Genomic DNA, 18,984 nt, shown 5'->3' on the forward strand with positions numbered 1-18,984 from the left:
ATTATTCTACTTTTTCGAGTTTATTTGATTCTGCAAGGGCTGAAGTGCTCAGGTATGGTACTTTCCCTGATGGAACAAGGTTAGCTGCTGAATTCAAGTGTACATCTTGGTCATCAAAGAAAATGTGTGGTCTAAACGCTTTTAATACTTTGGTTTTCTCTACGCCACCTAAAAAAAAGGCTTCATCAACGTAAACACCCCAATGGCGTAATGTCTTTATTACACGCATTTCTGATGGGCTATTACGCGCAGTGACTAGAGCAATACGAACTGGTGAATACTCAACACGAATTGGAAGCCGATCTTGCAACTTAGATAGTTTCTTCAGAAAGCTGGCATATGGCCCTTCTTCCATAGGAATGTCTTGCTTTGCATCCTCTTGAGCATGAAACTCTGCCATTCCTTGTGTTTTGTATACAAGCTCACTCTCATCTGAAAAAAGAACAGCATCTCCATCAAAGGCGATTCTAACTTGTCCTTCTGGAATTTCAGGCGCGTCGGCAGGCGGCTCTTTGAGTATTGCCGCTGCACAGAGTTTGGAGTCGATAACCTGTTGTGCATCTTCAACGTTAGTAGTGAGAAACAGATCTACTTCAAAGGCATCTAAATAGTCGGCTACAGACTCTCCAGCAGTAAATGCTGAACGAGTCATATTGAGCTTATCGTAACGAATGGTATTGAGTATGCGCAATCCAGTATCTGGACTATTGCGTGACATGACTACCACTTCAACCAATGGACCGTCATCTCGTTGATACTGGTTGAGATCTAGTAAAGCCTTTACTAGATGCCAACCTGTACCGGGGTCAAGCGGCGTGTTCTCATGCTCAAGCATAAAATCACGATAGGCTTCAATGGCTGTATCAGGATCTGATTTACGTGTTTCACGGAAGATCTTGTCAGACTCAGCCATGTCATAGAGGGCGGTTGCGCTAATTCCAATCACTAATGTATTTATTAAATCCAATGGCATAAACTAGCGCTCCTTGTTGGTTAATTTTTATAGCTCACCTGCGAAAGCTTTTTGGGATAAAGACCCAAATAATACATTGAGTTCCTGTGAATTCATCTTTTGTTTGGTCGATGCAAATTTTTCTGATGCTGCAACAAATCGGTTAACCACACCATCACTTGGAATGGGAACTTCTATATTCCCGACGATAGTTTTGTTCAAATTCGGCATTGTCGCACCTTGTGACTCAGAAATAAGGTGATCCTTTACCGCCTGACTTGTTAACACGCTATATAAGTAATCAGAAAAAAATCCATTCTTTTTCGGACGAATATATAAACTTCCTGTTCCACAAAACAGGTCACCATGATGTGCTCTAATAACAGCGCATCGCCCCATTTCACCACGTCTTCCCATCACAATATCCCCATCCTGTAAATGATATTGTGACAAAGATAAAAATTTATCTTTCGATAGCGTCAAATCATCATTGGGTCTAAGTTTTCCATCCACAATGTGAGTTGGGTTAATTAGAGGAATACCTCCAGTTATATAATCCTCTTTGTGCAGTTGAGAGCCAAAAGGGCCAATTTGAATTTTGGCTAAATCTTTTAAAGCTCTAACTTCCCAGCCCTTCGGATTCGTCACCGGATCACCAAACATATCCAAAAACACGCTACGCAAAAATTCATCTGCTAGATCAATAGCTTGCTTGCGTTTTTGGCGAATCGCATCAGCTTTGTCCAAAATCGCTACAACACGTTTTTGTTCTTCTAATGGAGGAAGTGGGATTTCATGCTCCCAAAATACCTTCATCGATACACGGGGCATTTTCGCCCCAGCAACTTGATCACTAATCCAACTAACAAAGCGATTTGAACGTAAATAATAAGTCAGATATTTACGATCTAACCTCTTTTGATCAGGAAGCATAGGAACGAGTTCAGTTGTAGCGACTCCTTGTTCGTCAGGTAATACGACCTTATTTAGGTATGGACGAAGTTTTGAATACAATACATGACGTTCATCAAACCAATGCGTAGAAGAACCAGCTTCTTCTACAGGAGCATATAGCTTGTCTATAACTTTACCCGACTGCGATTCCACTTTGTCTAGATTCAATTGCCAAACTGTTGAGCTATCTTTAATTATGGGCGACTTGATTGGCTTAGACGGTGCTACATCCCCTAGTTTCACTAAAGGCCAACTCATAGCATCTCCTCCAGCTCTTTAAGCTCAGATTGCATGGCATTTTCTAAATCCATCAACTGCTTGAGGAGTACTTTAGGGTCTTCGTATTGTTCTGCTTCATACACGACTTCTTTATAGCGATTGATAGATAAGTCGTATTTATTGGCTTTAATGTCCGATGCATCAACCAAGAAAGCTTTTCTGGTTTTGTCTGCCCATTCTTCAGTTGAAGCGTTGTTGAGCACTGCATCTTGGTACGCTTTGTACTGCTGTACTAAATCTGGTAAGTCATTATCTTTAATTGGGGTACGTTTATCGTCTAGCGAATAGCCATCAGCCTGCACATTGTAAAACCATACTTTGTCGGTGCTGCCGCCTTTTGTGAAAATCAAAATAGCAGTAGATACCCCAGCATAAGGCTTAAACACTCCACTCGGAAGTGAAATCACCGCTTCTAATTGATTATTCTCGACAAGGTATTTACGCAGGGTTTGGTGCGCTTTGGATGAACCAAATAACACACCATCAGGCACAATTGTCGCACTGCGGCCACCGACTTTGAGCATGCGCTGAATCAGTGCTACAAACAACAATTCAGTCTTTTTGGTTTTCACTACTTTTAGAATCGCAGGGTCAACATCTTCTTCGTCTAAACTGCCTTTAAATGGCGGGTTGGCTAGGATAATGTCAAAGCCTTCTTTCGCCTCGCTTGGGAACTTATCAACAAAGCTTTGGCTTAGGGTGTCTTGGTAGTGAATGTCTGGCTCTTTTACACCGTGCATCACTAAATTCATAGCGGCAACACGTAGCATCGTGGAGTCGAAATCAAAGCCGTGGAACATATCGTGGTCGATGTGGGCACGGTTCTCGATTAAGTCACCCGAATAGAGGGTATTGAACATTGACTTGCCTTCACTATCTAGCATTGGCTTACCTTCTGTATCAAATAGCTGCTCTTGCTCAATCCCTTCAGGGGAAGAGTATTTCTCTAGCAGATATTCGTAAGTGGTAGAAAGGAAGCCACCTGTTCCACACGCAGGATCACAGATGCGGTGGGTTTCTTCAACATCCAACATTTCTACCATGGCACGGATAATATGGCGTGGTGTACGGAATTGGCCGTTAATACCAGCAGTGGTCAATTTGGAAAGCAGGTATTCGTACAGGTCACCTTTTACATCTTTGTTTTCTAGAGGTAAACCACTGACCAGCTCAACCGCTTTCACCAGTAACGACTGTTTTTGGATCATAAGCTGAGCGTCTTTCATGAACTCAGCAAACAGCGTGCCTTCACCCGCTAGTGTGGTAAAGTGTGGGAATAGATCATCTTTTACTAATGGGTAAAGCTGCTCTGCCCCTAGGTGGCGGAAGTTCTCCCAACGAATGTGTTGCTCATCATCTTTAAAGCGGCGATTAAAAGGTTTACCTGTCCGGGCGCTACGCTTTTCATCGCTTCGCTCGTTCATATCCAGCATTCGGGCATACATTAGGAAGGTGATCTGTTCAACGACGGTAAGCGGGTTAGTGATGCCGCCTGTCCAAAATTCTTCCCAAAGTTTGTCGATTTTGCTTTTCAATGCACCTGTGATCATGTTGTTCTCTTTAGTCGTTGGTACTGCATATACAGTGATATTAAATCTTTTCTTCCCCCGCCTTATACGTATAAGGCGAAGTTAAGTGTAATGTTTCTAGAGTGTATGGAGTAGCATTAGTTTACTGCTTTCTCAACACTTGCTTGTTTCTCACCCAGCCCAACACTAAAGCGTTTGACAAACTCCGCCACCACATCGGCTTGGGCTTCGTTGAATACGCCATCTAAACCATCATCATGAATTTGGGTAAATGGTGCTTCATAGAGCTGCTCAATGTCGACTGAGCCGTAACGGCACAGGTGGTTTTTCAGTAAGCCAATAAAACGCTGCTGCTTAGCGTTAATGTGAGTATGAATTTGCTGTATGAACACGGTAAATTCTTGCTCTATTGCTTTAGCATCCATTCCTACGATTGTACGTAAAATAAGATCCAATCCTGCGGTCGATTCCGGGAAAAACTCTTTCAATGTAGCCAAGTCCACATTTGGATTTTGAGTATGAACAAGCGCATTTAAGGTTTCTAAATCGGTTTCAGACACACTTTTTCCGCTGCGGATCTTTTGCAGTACATTGTTGCTTTCAAATAGCGGCACTAGGGTTTTTTCTACCTCTTGGCGATAGATTTGGTAATCCACCGTCACAATATCGGTTTTCACCTCAGTAGATTGGTATTCCGCTTCATCCTCTTTGATATCAAAGATTGGCGTTTGTGGCGGCAGTGGTGCAACCCCTTTATCACGTAAATGGATCACACTACGAAGTTGGCTTCTGCAATATTCCAAAGTTTGATGGTCCGCATCCTGCCAAAAGTTTTGCTGCTGAACCTGATTAATGGTTTTCGCTTTACTTCGTACTTCATTTAAGTGCATGGAAAGATGAGTCACTTTTTCCATAATTGGCGCAGCCACCATCTCGACTTTGCTTGGCTGTAATAGCTTGGTGAGCTGCACTTCAGTAAATTGAAGATCCAGCCTTAACGCTTCGCTTTCACCAGTAATATTACGCCACTGCATCAACGGAGCCATTTCAGTATAAAGTAACTGTTTAGTATCTGGTGCCATTTGATGTAGGCGCTTTTCATCACTCAGCTGAGCTTTGACCTGCCACTTATCGCGCACCGCTATGGTTTGGTCATTCAAAGTGTCAATATCAGCTTTGATCTCTGGAATAACAGCATCAAAAATATCTATTTCCGCTTTTTTCAACGCTTCTTCAGCTAGCTTCACTTTTGCTTCAAACACCTTTTGTGCCAGCGATTTACCTTGAGTAACATCTTCTTCATCAGGGTTTAGTTTGAAGAATTCAAAGTTATCCCAATGGTCGAAAATCAAGAAATGAGTTTTGTGTTGGCCATGTCCGTAAAGGTTTTCACAAAGACGAGTGCCACGCCCAACCATCTGCCAGAACTTCACTTTTGATTTAATTGGCTTTGCGAACACGAGATTAACGCACTCTGGTACATCGATACCTGTATCCAGCATATCAACCGATACCGCAATGGTGACCTCATCTTTGTTATTTTCAGCACTCTTGAAGTTGTCAATTAACTCTTCAGCTCGTTCATACTTAGAGTGTATCACTCGGCAAAAATCCCCCCCCAAGTCTGGATACATCTCTTGAAATAGTTCTGCAATCAATTCCGCATGAGCGATATTTCGAGCAAATATAATCGATTTACCCGGCAATTGTTCATCTACATCACGCAGCCCTTTTTCCATCAGATTGCGGATAATGGCACGGTTAGTATCTTTGTTAAATACGGCTTTATCCACCAACTTAGGATCAAAATCTAAAGTATTTGGATCAATACCTTGTTCCTCTAGCTGACTGATTTGCTCATCGGTTAAGTCGTTACCTTTGATACCATCACGTAGGAACTTTGTGGTGTGTGACACAACTCTGAATGGAACAAGATTGCCTTCTTCAATCGCTTGCTCTAACGGATAGTTTGCCGTAGGCATTTTGTAGTCACAGCCAAACAATTGGCTGGTTGAGCGAGAAATCATCTCAACAGGCGTTGCCGTTAAGCCCACTTGCAGTGCATCGAAGTACTTAAACAAATCACCGTATTTGTTATAGATAGAACGGTGTGATTCATCGGCAATGATAAGGTCAAAGTAACCAACATCATACTCTTCGTAATGTTTAATCATACCCGGATAGGTTGCAATCACTATGCGTGCGTTTTTCGCTACTTCTTTCTTACTTTTTCCTTTGATATACAAAGGCTCTTTGGTGAATTCGTTAAAAGCATTTCCCGCTTGTTTTCGCAGCTCTTTACGGTCACATAGGAATAGCACGCGCTTCGCCCAACCAGCTTCAAGTAAGCGTTTGGATAATGCAATAGACACACGGGTTTTACCCGTACCTGTTGCCTGAACAATCAATGCCTTGCGATGCTTATCACTGAAACGCTCACAAACGCGGGAGATGGTTTCGATTTGATACATACGACCAGCAACGTCGATATCAATTGGCGTTTGGTTTAGATCTTTTCGCAAGGTGCGCTGTTGAATCAGATATTGCAGGCTGTCTTTAGAGTAGTAACCATATAGCTTACGCGGTACATACCCTTGAGCATCGTCCCACATCCAAATATCATAGCCATTGGTGTAGAAAATCACCGGGCGCTGGTCTGTCACTTTTTCTAGCGCGTCAGCGTAAAGTTTGGCTTGCTGTTGGCCTTCCCTTGCATCGCGGCGGGTTCGCTTAGCTTCAATTACAGCAAGCGGTTTGCCATTATCGTCCCAAAGTACATAGTCGCAGTAGCCCTTACCTGTTAAAGTCGGCTGACCGTCTACTTCATATTCTTTTGCAACTTGCTCGGTGCTTTCTTCATCGAGAGCAACATCCCAGCCTTCACTGCGAAGCTCTGAATCAATCAAGCGCTTGCGTGTTTCCGCTTCATTGAGATCAAAAGTATTTTTCAGCTTCGCGGTATTGGTTTTTAGCCTATCTGCACGTACTTGGTCTACTTCTTGTTTCAGCTTAGCTGCTGTTTGTTGTGCTTCGAGCTGTGCCTGTTGAGCAACTTCCAACTCTTCAAGTGCTTTTTGTAGTTGCTCACTATTCTCGACCAGTTTTTGCTGTAGCTGTTTATTCTTACGCTTAAATTCAACTTTACTTTCATCTTCACGCGGCGCATTTTCTGGTGCTTGATAGGCAGGGCAATCTTCAAGCTTACCGTCACCGTAAGCCATAAATAACCAACAGCCAATATAGTAAGATTCTTTAAGCAACCACAGAGCATCATGCTGATTCACATACCCTTCATGAGCGGCTTTGTTACCGCCACGACGCACTGCATGAAACTTATCCAAAATGGCTTTATCCACCACTGAGGTAAATGCACCACTAGTGAGCTTGTCGTAAATATTTGCATTAGGTAGTACAGGTAAGCGAAGCTCGTGGTAGAGATAACCAACAACTTTCTCAACGTAACAGCGTAGCTTCACCATAGAGCTTTGCGGATCACTTACTGCATATGCTTCAGCGTAAGCACCAAGTTCAGCAAGGTTAGGCCATTGACTGCGTAAATGTTCAAAGTTCATCGATCTTTTCACTCTTTCTGCTTCCTTACTTGGTTTTAACGCAACAGATATGCCAACTTGAGAAAAACAATCTACCTTAAGGTTCTAGATTTACCGATTTTATCCAATTGTTGAGCGTCTGATGGTTGTTCAGCCCCAACAATCTGGCCGCCATCGATTTATTGCCAGCGCTCTTTTCCAGCGCACTCTCAATTGCAGATTTTTTAATACTATCAATAAATTGAGATAAATCACCCGGAATTTCAAAACTATTCTTTTCAGCATTAGCTTCATTCGAGCCAGAACGACTAAGAATGGCTGATTTTATATCATTTCCATCCAGAACTTCTTGCTCAGACCAAAGAACAGCACGATGTAAAGTGTTCCAAAGTTCTCGAATATTTCCCGGCCAGTCGTATGAGGCTGTAAATTTAATTGCAGAGCTGGAAATTTTTTTACAGCCAAATTGTGGGTGAGTCGTAGCCTGCTGGTTTATGTCATTCAACAGAGACTCAACAAGATCAGGAATATCATCTATTCGCTCCCTTAAAGGTGGTATGTGTATTACCCCTACAGCTAAGCGATAAAAAAGGTCTTCCCGGAAATCACCACTTGAAATCATAGTGAATAAGTCTCGGTGAGTTGCGGCAATAATTCGCACATCAATATCTCTAATGGCTGTGTCTCCAACCCGAGTGATTTCTTTCTGTTGCAAAGCCCTGAGTAGCTTAACTTGAATATTTAAAGGGAGTTCACCTACTTCATCAAGAAATAAGGTGCCGCCATTCGCTTGCTCAAATAGCCCAGCATGATCTCGCTGCGCACCTGTGAAAGCGCCTTTAACATGTCCGAACAAAATAGAATCAACAAGGCTTTCGGGCAAAGCTCCACAGTTTACTGCTCTAAACGGTTTACCTGAACGAGGACTTGCTTTATGTATGGCGTTAGCCATCACCTCTTTGCCTGTTCCTGTTTCACCTAGTATCAAAGCAGGAAGATCTGAAGATGCTAAACGCTGAGCTTTCTTGATTACATCCCTCATGATTTGCGAAGTTGCGTTGATTTTCTCGAATGCAGATTCACTCTTAGGTAAGTTTGCAATTGATGCATAAATACCAGAACCTGAAGCTCGCCCATACTCAGCTGCAAAATCGACAGGGATCTCGACTTCATCAATGTCACCATGTGGAGATGACTGGAGAAACATGCAATTACCCACCCCCTTGCCGAGAAGAACAGAGATAGTTGTCATCGCAGGTGTGCCAGAAGTAAGGTTGATATATATCATGTCACTTACTTCACCTACTTCATTCAGTTTTTTTTGCATCACTTTAGTGATACTTGAGTAGTCAATAGGGCTAACAATTCTGGCTCTGATTACGGAGATATCGCTGTGTGGCCGTCCTGAGACAGCAAGTTTCTTTTTTAGCCAGTCTTTGTAATCGAACCAGTCGTCTTCCCAGCTGCTCGCTAGGATCACTATTTTGTCAAAAACAGGGCCACGAAGAGCAATGGCAGATATTGAAGCATTTTTATCTTGCTTCATGTTGTCTACGTCTGTTTTACCGAGCCAAGTAAGGAGTGTTGCCATGACAGCCCTCAGATTATGCACTTGATTTCAACTATTATTACATAATGGTAAAGCTAATTACATGATATGCATATAAAAGAGTGTCGATTCAGAAAACGTACACAGTCACTCTGGATAATGGTGTGAAATATGCTCACACATAAAGGTGTAACCACAGCGACAAAAGTTGATACCTATTTTGCTAAACCCTATGCAATCAGGGCGAACGCACGAAGAATTTGATTTCATTTTAAATCAATACGTTACGACATCAGACTGATTTTCAGTGAAAGCGTAACTATTTGAACCTAATATGTTTTATGATGTTCATGCGTTTGCCCTGCCTATGCAATGAATCTAAATACCAATGATATTATTCATCGAAGTTGACCGAATAAGTGACGCAGGAAGCATTAAAAGCTCAAGATATCAGAGACATGGAGTTGTTGATAAATCCAATGTCACACAAGATACTTGGCAGAGTAACTCCGCTAATAACATATACAGGGAGCGAGTTGCACTTATTATCTGAATTCAAGACGCAACAATAACCTTTATATACCATTTTGTCATAACAATATGATTATTATTATCAGGAGCTATATAAAGAGTATCTTAAACTTATAATATCGAAGGGAATATTGCTATATTACCACAGTTAATATATTGATAGTAAACATATAAAAATCATCAAACCTACAAAAGTGAGCTAGAGTGAATGTTATCAGGTTCTAACATCAATCCTATAAGGTATTCAAATGAAATATGAACCAGAAACATGTCACATCATTGAGTTTAAAACAAATAATAACTTTGCTGAAGCACTTAAAAAATTGCTCAACAACATAGGGAAAGACAACATTATAAAAATCCTCTCTAAGGAAAAAGACAAACTGTCAGAAAGTTAATACTTCTGAATCTATAGTTATATTCAAAAAAATATTTAGCCTATAACTTCATGGCCAAATGAAATATCCAGTTTCATTTTAACATTACAGTCAATATAGTGGTTATAATATGCGATTATATGGTTATATAAGGACATGCACTACCAATCGTAGTGGAAGTTATAACTCCATAGAAAATCAAAGGGATCGTATCTGCGAATGGGTTAATAAAAATGGGCATGAATTAGTTTGTTTTTTTACTGATGAAGCTGTAAGCAATTACAAAAATTTGAATGGTACGGAGTTTGTAAATATGCTGAATATGATTGAGCAATGTATTATTAGCCCCAAAATAGATGGGGTAATAGTATCCTCTATTTCTCGTATATCTAGAAATATAGACTTATGTTACAGCTTTTCAGATAATCTCGATACATACGGGGTGAAACTAATCTCGGCAACTGAAGATTTATCCTATTTTTACAATTCACGCGACTTCCTTTTAACACAAAAAATATTATCTAACCATCTAAAGACAAATAAACACCAGCGATGACTCATTGTTACATAATGAAAATACATTTAATCAAAGTGGTAACTCAATTTTCATGAGTATCTTTTAATAATTTATAATAGGTAAGCAATAATGAAATGTTACGCATATCTAAGAATATCTTCATATGGTCAAGCAGAAAAAGGGGACTCAATTGATGGGCAAAAAAGATTTATCAATAAATGGGCAACTGATAACGGCCACGAAATAGTTAGGTGGTTTATAGATGAATCTGCAAGCGCTTTTAAGATAAAGCCACGCAAAGAATTTGATCTCATGATCAACAAGATTGAGACACGAGACTTTGAAGGTGATGCGGTCAATGCAGTTGTCGTCTATAACCTCTCTCGAATTTTCAGAAATTTAACAGTCCAATGCGCTGTGATGGATAAGTTAGAGGCTTCAGGTATACGATTAATCTCAGCAACTGAAGGACTGCCTGAAAATTATCCTGATTCAAGGTTATTTGCTTCAATGCTAGGAATGGTTAATGAACATCAAAGTGCCAAAAATGCAGAAACAGTTCGGGACCGCCTCTACGATACTGCTGAAAAAGGCTATTTTACAGGCGGAACTCTTCCATTTGGATATAAATCTGTTGAGGTTGAAGGTGAAACATCCAAGCGTCGAAAATCATTAGTTATTGATAAAGAGGAATTAATAACAGTACAAATGATTTTTGACCTCGCGCATAGAGGTACGAATGGAAAGCCAATGGGTGTTAAGTCAATAGCCAAACATTTAAACGACAACAATCTACTAAAAAGAGGAAGAAAGTGGACAAAAAACGCAATAAGTAACATGTTGCAAAATACAATTTATATTGGGGAAAGAGTTTTTGGAAAGAATAGTAAAGAATATAATAAAAGGGCTCCTATTACAACCAAATGCCCAGCAATCATTTCTAAAGAACTGTTTAACAATGTAAGAACAGGGGTTAAATCACGTAATTTAAAAAACAGAAATAACTCTTCAATTAGGTCAAAGCATAAATTAACTGGAATTTTAAAGTGCGGACTTTGTGGTTCTAACATGGTAATAATGAAAGGGAAAAGCGGTAAGTACTCATATTATGATTGTGGCAAAAAGATACGCTATGGTAAGGGGACTTGTAAATGTACTCCAGTGAGAAAGGAAGTTGTTGAAAAACATGTAACAGATTATATTTTAAACAATGTAATTACCGTCCAGTCTATTATTAAAAATTACCATGAAATAAAATTAGTACTAAATAGTATAAATCTTGTTTCAACACAAAAGATGACAGCAATATCAAAAAGTATTGAAACAAACAAAGAGAAGGTTCATCGAATTCTGGGAAAAGTTGCAGATGGCACGCTAGACCCAACAGAAATAACAAACAAATTTATTAATACAACTACAGCAACAATTAATAAATTAGAAATCGAGCTTGAGACGTTAAAAAGATCCCCAACACTACCGATTAAGCGATTTGGTGAGACACAAGCAAAATTGTTGCAAATTGGACTGACTAAGTTATTTCGTGAAGGTACTGATGAGGAAGTCAAAGTTGCGTTGCTGGAGTTGTTAAAGGAAGTACGTGTTTACCCCAAAAAAAAACTTTTCCTAAAAGGCCACAAGATCGCACCTGTATTCATGGCCTCAAAAACAAAAATGGGAACTGATTTCTCAGTTCCCATTCCCGTATCAAATTGGCGGAGAGATAGGGATTTGAACCCTAGATACGCTACAAACGTATGCCGGTTTTCAAGACCGGTGCTTTCAACCACTCAGCCATCTCTCCGTAAGTGCGGCGAATGATACGGTAGCTTTCTGGTTATGTAAACCCTTCAACCAACCAACCGCGCAGCTTTTGATCAACCATTCCTTTGCGTGCGCAAAACTCACTCTGCCACAGTAAAAAAGACAGAAAAAAGCCCTCAGTAAATAACTCACTGAGGGCATAGCTATAGTGAGATCTTTACTACAAGCTCATGATCTTTTTGAATTCTTCTTCAGAGTATTTCTTCTCGGTACTCTTGGTCAGATCTGTCATCATCTTGTAGCGAATTTCTGTCGCCATCGTCAAGGTACGCTGCAACTGGCCGTAAGAATAGTCAGACGCCATGTTCAGTGCTGCTTGCTTATCTGATTGGTACAAAGATTTCAGCGTCATATCCAAACTGCTCACCTGCTGGTACAGTTTAGTTTCTTCCTTGTCCCAGGTAGCTTTGAGCATCGGCAGGTACTTATCCGGTGCCGCAGAGGCTAGCGCTGTCAGGCTGCGGAACTGCCAGTAAGCCGACTGATCCGAGTAGGTATCGCTTCCTGTCTGATACGGTGTCGGATAGTCCTTCAGGCTGGAGTACAGCGGAACAAGTACCGACTCAGGTAAGACCCCAAAACTCTGCCAAATCAAGCCTTGTAGCTCCTTCGGCATATCCTGGCGTAACTGGATAATATGCGATTCCAGCTGGCGCTCGACGCGCATCGGACGCTCGCCATTCGCCTCTAGTTGGGTGCCTTTATAGGTAGCACCCAGTACATTTGCTACATCCTGAACCGAAATTTTCTGATCCGGCGTCATAAACAGCGGATACTGATCCTGGCGGGTTGGCTGCTCGTTGGATGCCGACAGCATATTTTGTCCCAGCCACTCACGGTCGATGTTATACACATCCCCGATTACCCCGAAGGCTTTGGCGAAGTTAAATGATGCTGTATCAGGCTGCTCCAGCAATTGATGCTCTTTGACGAACTCAACAAGACCGGCAGAATGGAGCACATCCTCGCTCCCAAGATCAACGCCATGGACGCGCAGCCCGTTGGCAATCATAGCGTAGCTGTCATCAGGTACTTTGACCGCAATCCAATGGTGTCCAGAACCAATTTCAACCAACCACGCCTCGTCGACATCAGCGATATACAGGCTGTTGCCTTCACCGGCACCATACTGCTCGATGTATTTACCTAGCAGCTCGACTCCCTCCTTCGCGGTTTTCACCTGAGGCAGAATGAGCGTCGGTATAATGGCCTCAATCACGCCGTCTTCAACCAGAGGATCGGCCGCTTGCGCCTTGTCGTTCACCTCGGCACTGGTCGTTGCGGAAATAGCAACGTTATATTCGTTTATCCCGCGCTCTTCATAAAACTTTCCGTCACCATCGACCGTGTTGGCGTCCCAGTCAGGAATGGCAGAGTAGCCATAGAATTTCGCTGGCATTGGCACAACCAGACCATTTCCTAACGTCCAGTCACCGGCTTCATTCTCTTGTGCCGGGCGATAAGCTAAATATTTATTCCAGTTGTTGATACCAAAATCTTCGTTACGGGCAATCATGATGCTGCCATCAACAGATGCCCCCTTGCCCACGATAAGGCCAGTACACGCGTTGGCACTCAAGCTGAGCGCAGATAAAACGGCAGCGGATAACAGAGTCACAGACATTTTTTTCATCGTACATCTCCATGTAGGAACGAATCTCAAGATGAATATATATTCACGATTGGGATGATATTTATCTCTTTTATGCTAATTATGTCAATAAATACCACCAGCGCAGTGTATATCTCTGGCCTTTTGTTTATTGTTTAGCCGATCACGCTATTAAAAATATAAAGGTTGGAATAATAAAAGTGAGAGCAGACGAAACCTCGATACGTAATTCGCCAGCATCAAGGTTGATATAAACAAGAAGACATAACGCCCAACCGGAAAAACAGAAGGCACTATAGAAAAAGAATGGAATTGTTACGTAAGTTTAGCTGACGGCTTAAGAGAGTACTAAACCGCCAGTTTACAGTGTAAAGCTTACCTGATTGCTCAGGCAGCGAGAGGAAGATACATGATATGCTGAGGCCCTGCTGGTCCTCCCAGATACAGTGATTCAGAATCCAGAAAACCGCAAGAAAGATAGAGTGCCCGAGCTGGCGTATTCCGTTGATTCACAGTCAGAACTAGATTTGAAACCGAAGGATAGTGAGTCGCCACATAGTCGCCCATTAGTTGGCACGACTGACGCCCAAAGCCTTTACCCTGATAACGGGCATCAATAAAGTAAGCCCGCAAGCCCAACTCACCAAATTGGCTAAACTCAGGGTGGTTTGCAAAAGAGTTATCAAGAATAAAGAAGCCGAGGATAGTGCTATCAGCCTCGTTATCCCCAAGACAAATAACATGGAAATCTTCATTTGACGTCTTGTTTTCCAGCGTATCCGCAACCGGCAGAACAAAATCAGACTGATGCTCGGAAACCGCCAGCTCACACAGAAGACGGCGATCATTCTCTTCCATCTTTCTGAGTGTTAGCCCACTGGCAAGGCTCACACGCTGAGTCCCTTTGTGCTTGGCATACCCGCCGACTTTAACGGCCTGAATAGTTCCGGCTTTCTGCTGGATCGATGCCGAGATTAACGAGGTGCGCTTCATCTTGCGACCTTGCTCGAACTCATACTGATACCCCAGGAACGGACGGTGCTGGGCAAGATAACAAGCCAATGCGCCACTGGCACTGCCTGTCGCAGACTCTTCGGGGATCCCGAACAGCGGAGCAAAGTTCCGACACCGGGCAGTAAATTCAGACCATGAACTTAACTCGAATAAATGAACACCCACCAGTTGCCTTTCACGGCAAAAATCAGCCAGCGCTTCGTTATCAGGAACAATGTCATCCAACGTGCCCGGCATTACCGGAATAATCGCATCAGCAAGCCCAGTGGAAATCACTTCAACCGGCAGCCCGGTATTGGTGATCACTTCCGCCGGAATACCCAATGTTTCAGCAACCTCGAGCACATCCAGTTCACCACCAAATACGGGTAATTGCTGTTCCATCTCGACATGACTGTCAGCAGAGACCACAACAGTCAGTATGCCAGCTTTAGTCCGCTGGCTATACTGCCCAGCCTCAATCTTGCCTTGACCAAACAGTTCCGAAAACGTAGCCAGCGTTGCATGACCGCAATAGTCAACTTCCGAGGTCGGAGTAAAAAAGCGCACGTGAAAGTCACACTCAGGATCTGGCAAGACAAACGCTGTTTCCGAATAGCCAACCTGCGCCGCTATTTGTTGCATCTGTAATTCGGTCAACTCTTCCGTGTCGAATACTACACCCGCCGGATTTCCGCCCTTTCCGTTGAAAGTAAACGAGTCAACAAGATATACATCTCTTTCCAAATCTTCACCCTCTACCTTACATGGCTGTAGTTTTTTTAGTTATACCCAAGTTACCTCTAAACCCTGCCTCGTAAGGTAACTTGGGTATATCCACTTATCCTGCCTCAGCCGCAGCAAAAATAAAACCACTTTGGCATGCTACTTCATCAGGGACTCATCAGAAATTAATAACTTTCTCGACCAATATCAAAATGCGTTGATGTTCAAACAACGCAACACTATCTGACTCACGGATATTCATCAGGGATTTCGTGACGACAAAGCCAGAAAGCAACGTTAAATTTGTCCGCAAAAAAAGCCCGCCCAGGATAGCCAAGGCGGGCTTTTCAATATGTGGTTCTAGCTCTGATTCTTAGCGTTAGGCGCGGATCTGGCGCACCCGGAACGAACGGCCTTTCATTTTGCCGTTTTCCAATTTTTTCAATGCGGCGCGAGCCACTTCGCGATTGACGGCAACATAGGCACACATATCAAACACGTTGATCTTGCCAACCTGGTTGCCGGCAATACCATTGTCACCGGTCAACGCACCCAGAATATCGCCCGGGCGGACTTTCTGCTTCTTGCCGCCGCCAATTTGCAGGGTAACCATGGCCGGACGGTGAGTCGGCTGATCAAGCAGGTGCAGCGGAGGCAACTCCTCGCCTTCAATCGTCTTGTCCAGATAGTCTTCCAGCAAGGCAATCTTGTAATGCTCTTTGTCGCTGAAGAACGAGCAGGCAATCCCCTTGCTGCCGGCACGCCCCGTACGACCAATGCGGTGCACGTGCACTTCGGTATCACGGGCGACATGGTAGTTGATCACGGCATCCAGCGCATCGATATCCAGGCCACGGGCCGCCACGTCAGTGGCCACCAGCACAGAGGCACTCTTGTTGGCAAAACGAACCAGAGTCTGGTCACGTTCACGCTGCTCGAGATCACCGTGCAGGGCAATAGCACTGAAACCATAATGCTCCAGATCGTCTGCTACTTCCTGCGCTTCACGTTTGGTATTACAGAACACCACTGCTGATTCAGGTCGATGCTGCGACAGTAGCAGACGAAGGCCTGTCATTCTGTCCTCGTTGCTGTCTACCTTGTAAAAATGCTGCTGGATACTGCTGCTATCGTGGGTAGATTCCACCTTCGCCATTACCGGCTTATACATAATGCGCTTGGCAATCGACTCGATCTGCTTCGGATACGTTGCGCTGAACAGCAAAGTCTGGCGACGCTCCGGGGCAGCATCGATAATCGCATCCAGGGCATCCTGGAAACCCATTTCCAGCATGCGATCGGCTTCATCGAGGATCAGCATATTCAGGTCGTCAAGGTTCAGAAAACCTTTGCGTACATGCTCTTCTACCCGGCCAGGTGTACCAACAATAATATGCGCGCCATGCTCCAGCGAACCAATTTGCGGGCCAAACGGCATACCGCCGCACAGGGTCAGCACCTTAATATTATGGATAGCACGGGCCAGTTTACGGATCTCTTTGGCTACCTGATCTGCCAGCTCACGTGTCGGACACAGTACCAGTGACTGAACACGAAAACGCTTCACATTCAAATGGTCAAGCAGCCCCAAGCCAAACGCTGCCGTTTTACCCGAGCCAGTTTTTCCCTGCGCGATCACATCCTTGCCCGCAAGAATATGCGGCAGACTCTGCGCCTGAATTGGCGTCATCGCTTCATAGCCAAGCGAAGACAGGTTTGAAAGTAAATCTGGTTTCAGATTCAGGGTAGAAAAGGCAGTCTGGCTCAAGGGAAATATCCTATGTGGTGCTGGAACGTCTGGCAGCAGTAAACAGTTAGCGTACAAGACGCCGTTTTAAGGGCTGCGACACTACCAGCCTTTGGCGGTAAAAGAAACAATTTACTGGGATAAAAAACACCAAGGCATAAAGACTTTGTAATATCTTATCTGAACCTTGGTGTTTGTTCATGCAGCTAATACGCAGCGTATAGTGGTTGTTAGTCGTTGAGAGTCTGATACATCACTTCAGTCATTTCACCATCAACATCACCTGACAATTCCCAGGTAAATACGCCAGCCAGCCCTTTTTCCTTCGCCCATTGTGTTTTGGCTTTCACCGAGCGCTTATCCTCAAACGAAATATAGACCTGCTTCTGAGGGTTCCATAGGAAAGGCGCTTCGGAAGCTTCATCATAGCCGTACTGATAGCCTTGCTCGGCGGTGTAATTACGCTTCAGATCCCAGTACATAAAGTAGCCCGGCTCCTCGATATCGGTCCCAAAGGATGCCCCTTTCTCAGACACCAGGTTGCTGGTCGGCAGCTTGCCGTCAAAGTCTTGCGTTCCTTCCCAGCCCCGCCCATAAAATGCGGCGCCCAGCACCAGCTTCTCGGCCGGTACGCCAAGATCAATCATCTGCTCGATAAAAACATCGGCACCCTGTCCCCACCAGCTACGCTTGGTTGCATGCAGGTTGGTCAGGTGACCGGTTTGCGTCCCCCAGCCACCAAGGAAATCATAGGTCATCGCAAACATGTTATCCATATAGGGAGCGGCTGATTTCCAGTCGATCTGGGCCGCCTTGTTGCCGACACCGATGGCGGACGACAACTCATAATAGCGATCAGTTTTGGCCGCCAGTTTGTTCAGCTCAATACGCAGTGTTTTAACCAAATAAGAGAAAGCCTCGCGCTCAGCCGCCTGCTCCTCGACACTCAGCTTGGTATCAGGATTCCATGGCGACGTTGTCAAGCCTCCACCGCCCGGATACTCCCAGTCAAGATCAATGCCATCAAAGAAATCATACTTGGCAATCAGCTCCACTGCTGTTTTGGCGAAGTGATCAATGTGAGCGGTATCTTTCGCCATCGCATGAAAGGCTTCTGACATTGTCCAGCCACCGAACGACGGGAGAATTTTCAAACCCGGGTGCTGTTTTTTCAATTCAGTGAGCTGGGCAAAATGTCCTTTGTAGGGTACACCTGTGCTCACCTCGCCAAAATCAATCTCCAAAGCCGCCTTCTGATCAACCACGACTGCAGTAAAAGGGGCCTGCCCCTGACAAGCCCCGGCAACCTGTTTCTGTACTTTTTCGCTCGCCCCTTCATGCGGACCGCACATACTCAGAAAAGCATAAATCACATGGGTTAGCTTATCAGCAGGAATATCATCCACCGTGTAGGGATTGGCTTCGTTATCATACTGCCAGTCAGCAAAGTAACCCGCTACCACAGGTTGTTCGGCAGCAGCAGGGACAGCCCAGAGACTACAGGCCAGCAGCCCGCATAGTGTCCTTTTCATAAACACTCCTTATTCACGTCAATAAAGGGAACAAACGTAAAAAATAAATAACATTACAAGGTGCGGGCATTTGCAAAGGTCACCCGACCTCTTGGTTTTTATCAAATTCACCCTCTATCATTTGCGAAAACTATTAACTAATCAGAAAGTTATTAAAACTGATTGGCTGATTTTCGAGTCACTTCATGAATACCTTGTTGTTCGCTGTATCGCGCTGCGAAAAAGTCTTACAGCCTCCACGTACTCTAATCAGGCGGTGGTATTCTTAAAATGGAAAAAGCCTCCATTCTTGTTAGCCGTAGCTAATCAAAAAT

The 18,984-nt window shown here is 43.7% G+C and carries 11 protein-coding genes, 1 tRNA gene and 1 pseudogene; 3 read left to right on the forward strand and 10 right to left on the reverse strand.

All coding sequences use genetic code 11. The features are described from left to right. Position 1 precedes the first annotated feature (1 nt). The 5 genes from EIZ48_RS14750 to EIZ48_RS14770 all read right to left on the reverse strand — a co-directional run bounded on the left by EIZ48_RS14750 (position 2) and on the right by EIZ48_RS14770 (position 8,811). Positions 2–973: a 5'-nucleotidase gene (locus tag EIZ48_RS14750; RefSeq protein ID WP_160652840.1), complete on the reverse strand. Its 972-nt coding sequence runs from the start codon at positions 971–973 to the stop codon at positions 2–4. Positions 974–1,000: 27 nt separating this feature from the next. Next, positions 1,001–2,164 (reverse strand): restriction endonuclease subunit S, encoded by a 1,164-nt coding sequence (locus tag EIZ48_RS14755; RefSeq protein WP_160652843.1) that lies wholly within the window; start codon positions 2,162–2,164, stop codon positions 1,001–1,003. Then, positions 2,161–3,735, reverse strand: coding sequence for a type I restriction-modification system subunit M (locus tag EIZ48_RS14760; RefSeq protein WP_160652846.1), 1,575 nt, complete (start codon positions 3,733–3,735; stop codon positions 2,161–2,163). Before EIZ48_RS14760 ends, EIZ48_RS14755 begins: the two co-directional genes overlap by 4 nt. A 116-nt stretch (positions 3,736–3,851) precedes the next feature. Next, positions 3,852–7,286 carry a DEAD/DEAH box helicase family protein gene (locus tag EIZ48_RS14765; RefSeq protein WP_192928585.1) on the reverse strand — a complete coding sequence of 1,145 codons (3,435 nt, stop codon included), beginning with the start codon at positions 7,284–7,286 and terminating at the stop codon, positions 3,852–3,854. A 76-nt stretch (positions 7,287–7,362) separates the two neighbouring features. Beyond that, the gene (locus tag EIZ48_RS14770; protein ID WP_240152978.1) at positions 7,363–8,811 is read right to left on the reverse strand and encodes a sigma-54 interaction domain-containing protein; all 1,449 of its coding nucleotides are present in this window, start codon (positions 8,809–8,811) and stop codon (positions 7,363–7,365) included. Between the two features lie 782 nt (positions 8,812–9,593). On the opposite strand from EIZ48_RS14770, the gene EIZ48_RS14775 reads away from it, so the two are divergent. The 3 genes and pseudogenes from EIZ48_RS14775 to EIZ48_RS30080 form a co-directional block, all read left to right on the forward strand. Next, on the forward strand, positions 9,594–9,743 hold the full coding sequence (locus EIZ48_RS14775; protein ID WP_160652855.1) for a hypothetical protein: 150 nt from the start codon (positions 9,594–9,596) through the stop codon (positions 9,741–9,743). A 109-nt stretch (positions 9,744–9,852) separates the two neighbouring features. Beyond that, positions 9,853–10,278: a recombinase family protein gene (locus EIZ48_RS30075; RefSeq protein WP_160652858.1), complete on the forward strand. Its 426-nt coding sequence runs from the start codon at positions 9,853–9,855 to the stop codon at positions 10,276–10,278. A gap of 90 nt (positions 10,279–10,368) precedes the next feature. Further along, positions 10,369–11,430 (forward strand): annotated as a pseudogene (locus EIZ48_RS30080) (recombinase family protein); the annotation flags it as partial. A 519-nt stretch (positions 11,431–11,949) separates the two neighbouring features. Here the strand turns inward: EIZ48_RS30080 and EIZ48_RS14795 are convergent. From EIZ48_RS14795 to EIZ48_RS14815, 5 genes are all read right to left on the reverse strand, one after another. Continuing rightward, positions 11,950–12,040, reverse strand: a tRNA-Ser gene (locus EIZ48_RS14795). Between the two features lie 180 nt (positions 12,041–12,220). Beyond that, complete coding sequence (locus EIZ48_RS14800) at positions 12,221–13,693, reverse strand: C69 family dipeptidase (protein WP_160652860.1); 1,473 nt, start codon at positions 13,691–13,693, stop codon at positions 12,221–12,223. A gap of 366 nt (positions 13,694–14,059) precedes the next feature. Beyond that, entirely contained in the window at positions 14,060–15,412 is a 1,353-nt protein-coding gene (locus EIZ48_RS29745) for a PhzF family phenazine biosynthesis isomerase (protein ID WP_160652863.1), read from the reverse strand. A gap of 358 nt (positions 15,413–15,770) precedes the next feature. Beyond that, a complete protein-coding gene (gene dbpA / locus EIZ48_RS14810) occupies positions 15,771–17,159 on the reverse strand; it encodes an ATP-dependent RNA helicase DbpA (RefSeq protein ID WP_160652866.1) in 1,389 nt (462 codons plus the stop codon). A 209-nt stretch (positions 17,160–17,368) separates the two neighbouring features. Further along, entirely contained in the window at positions 17,369–18,670 is a 1,302-nt protein-coding gene (locus EIZ48_RS14815) for a glycoside hydrolase family 18 protein (RefSeq protein WP_160652869.1), read from the reverse strand. Positions 18,671–18,984: the final 314 nt, after the last annotated feature.

This window comes from Photobacterium alginatilyticum, from assembly GCF_009910675.1.
GTDB classification, from domain to species: Bacteria; Pseudomonadota; Gammaproteobacteria; order Enterobacterales; family Vibrionaceae; genus Photobacterium; species Photobacterium alginatilyticum.

What these genes read in the sequence shown, in the direction of transcription:
- EIZ48_RS14815 (WP_160652869.1), bottom strand. Translation starts at nt 18,670, where the DNA reads ATGAAAAGGACACTATGCGGGCTGCTGGCCTGTAGTCTCTGGGCTGTC.
- EIZ48_RS14770 (WP_240152978.1), bottom strand. Translation starts at nt 8,811, where the DNA reads ATGAAGCAAGATAAAAATGCTTCAATATCTGCCATTGCTCTTCGTGGC.
- EIZ48_RS14775 (WP_160652855.1), top strand. Translation starts at nt 9,594, where the DNA reads ATGAAATATGAACCAGAAACATGTCACATCATTGAGTTTAAAACAAAT.
- EIZ48_RS14755 (WP_160652843.1), bottom strand. Translation starts at nt 2,164, where the DNA reads ATGAGTTGGCCTTTAGTGAAACTAGGGGATGTAGCACCGTCTAAGCCA.
- EIZ48_RS14750 (WP_160652840.1), bottom strand. Translation starts at nt 973, where the DNA reads ATGCCATTGGATTTAATAAATACATTAGTGATTGGAATTAGCGCAACC.
- EIZ48_RS14760 (WP_160652846.1), bottom strand. Translation starts at nt 3,735, where the DNA reads ATGATCACAGGTGCATTGAAAAGCAAAATCGACAAACTTTGGGAAGAA.
- EIZ48_RS14765 (WP_192928585.1), bottom strand. Translation starts at nt 7,286, where the DNA reads ATGAACTTTGAACATTTACGCAGTCAATGGCCTAACCTTGCTGAACTT.
- EIZ48_RS14800 (WP_160652860.1), bottom strand. Translation starts at nt 13,693, where the DNA reads ATGAAAAAAATGTCTGTGACTCTGTTATCCGCTGCCGTTTTATCTGCG.
- EIZ48_RS30075 (WP_160652858.1), top strand. Translation starts at nt 9,853, where the DNA reads ATGCGATTATATGGTTATATAAGGACATGCACTACCAATCGTAGTGGA.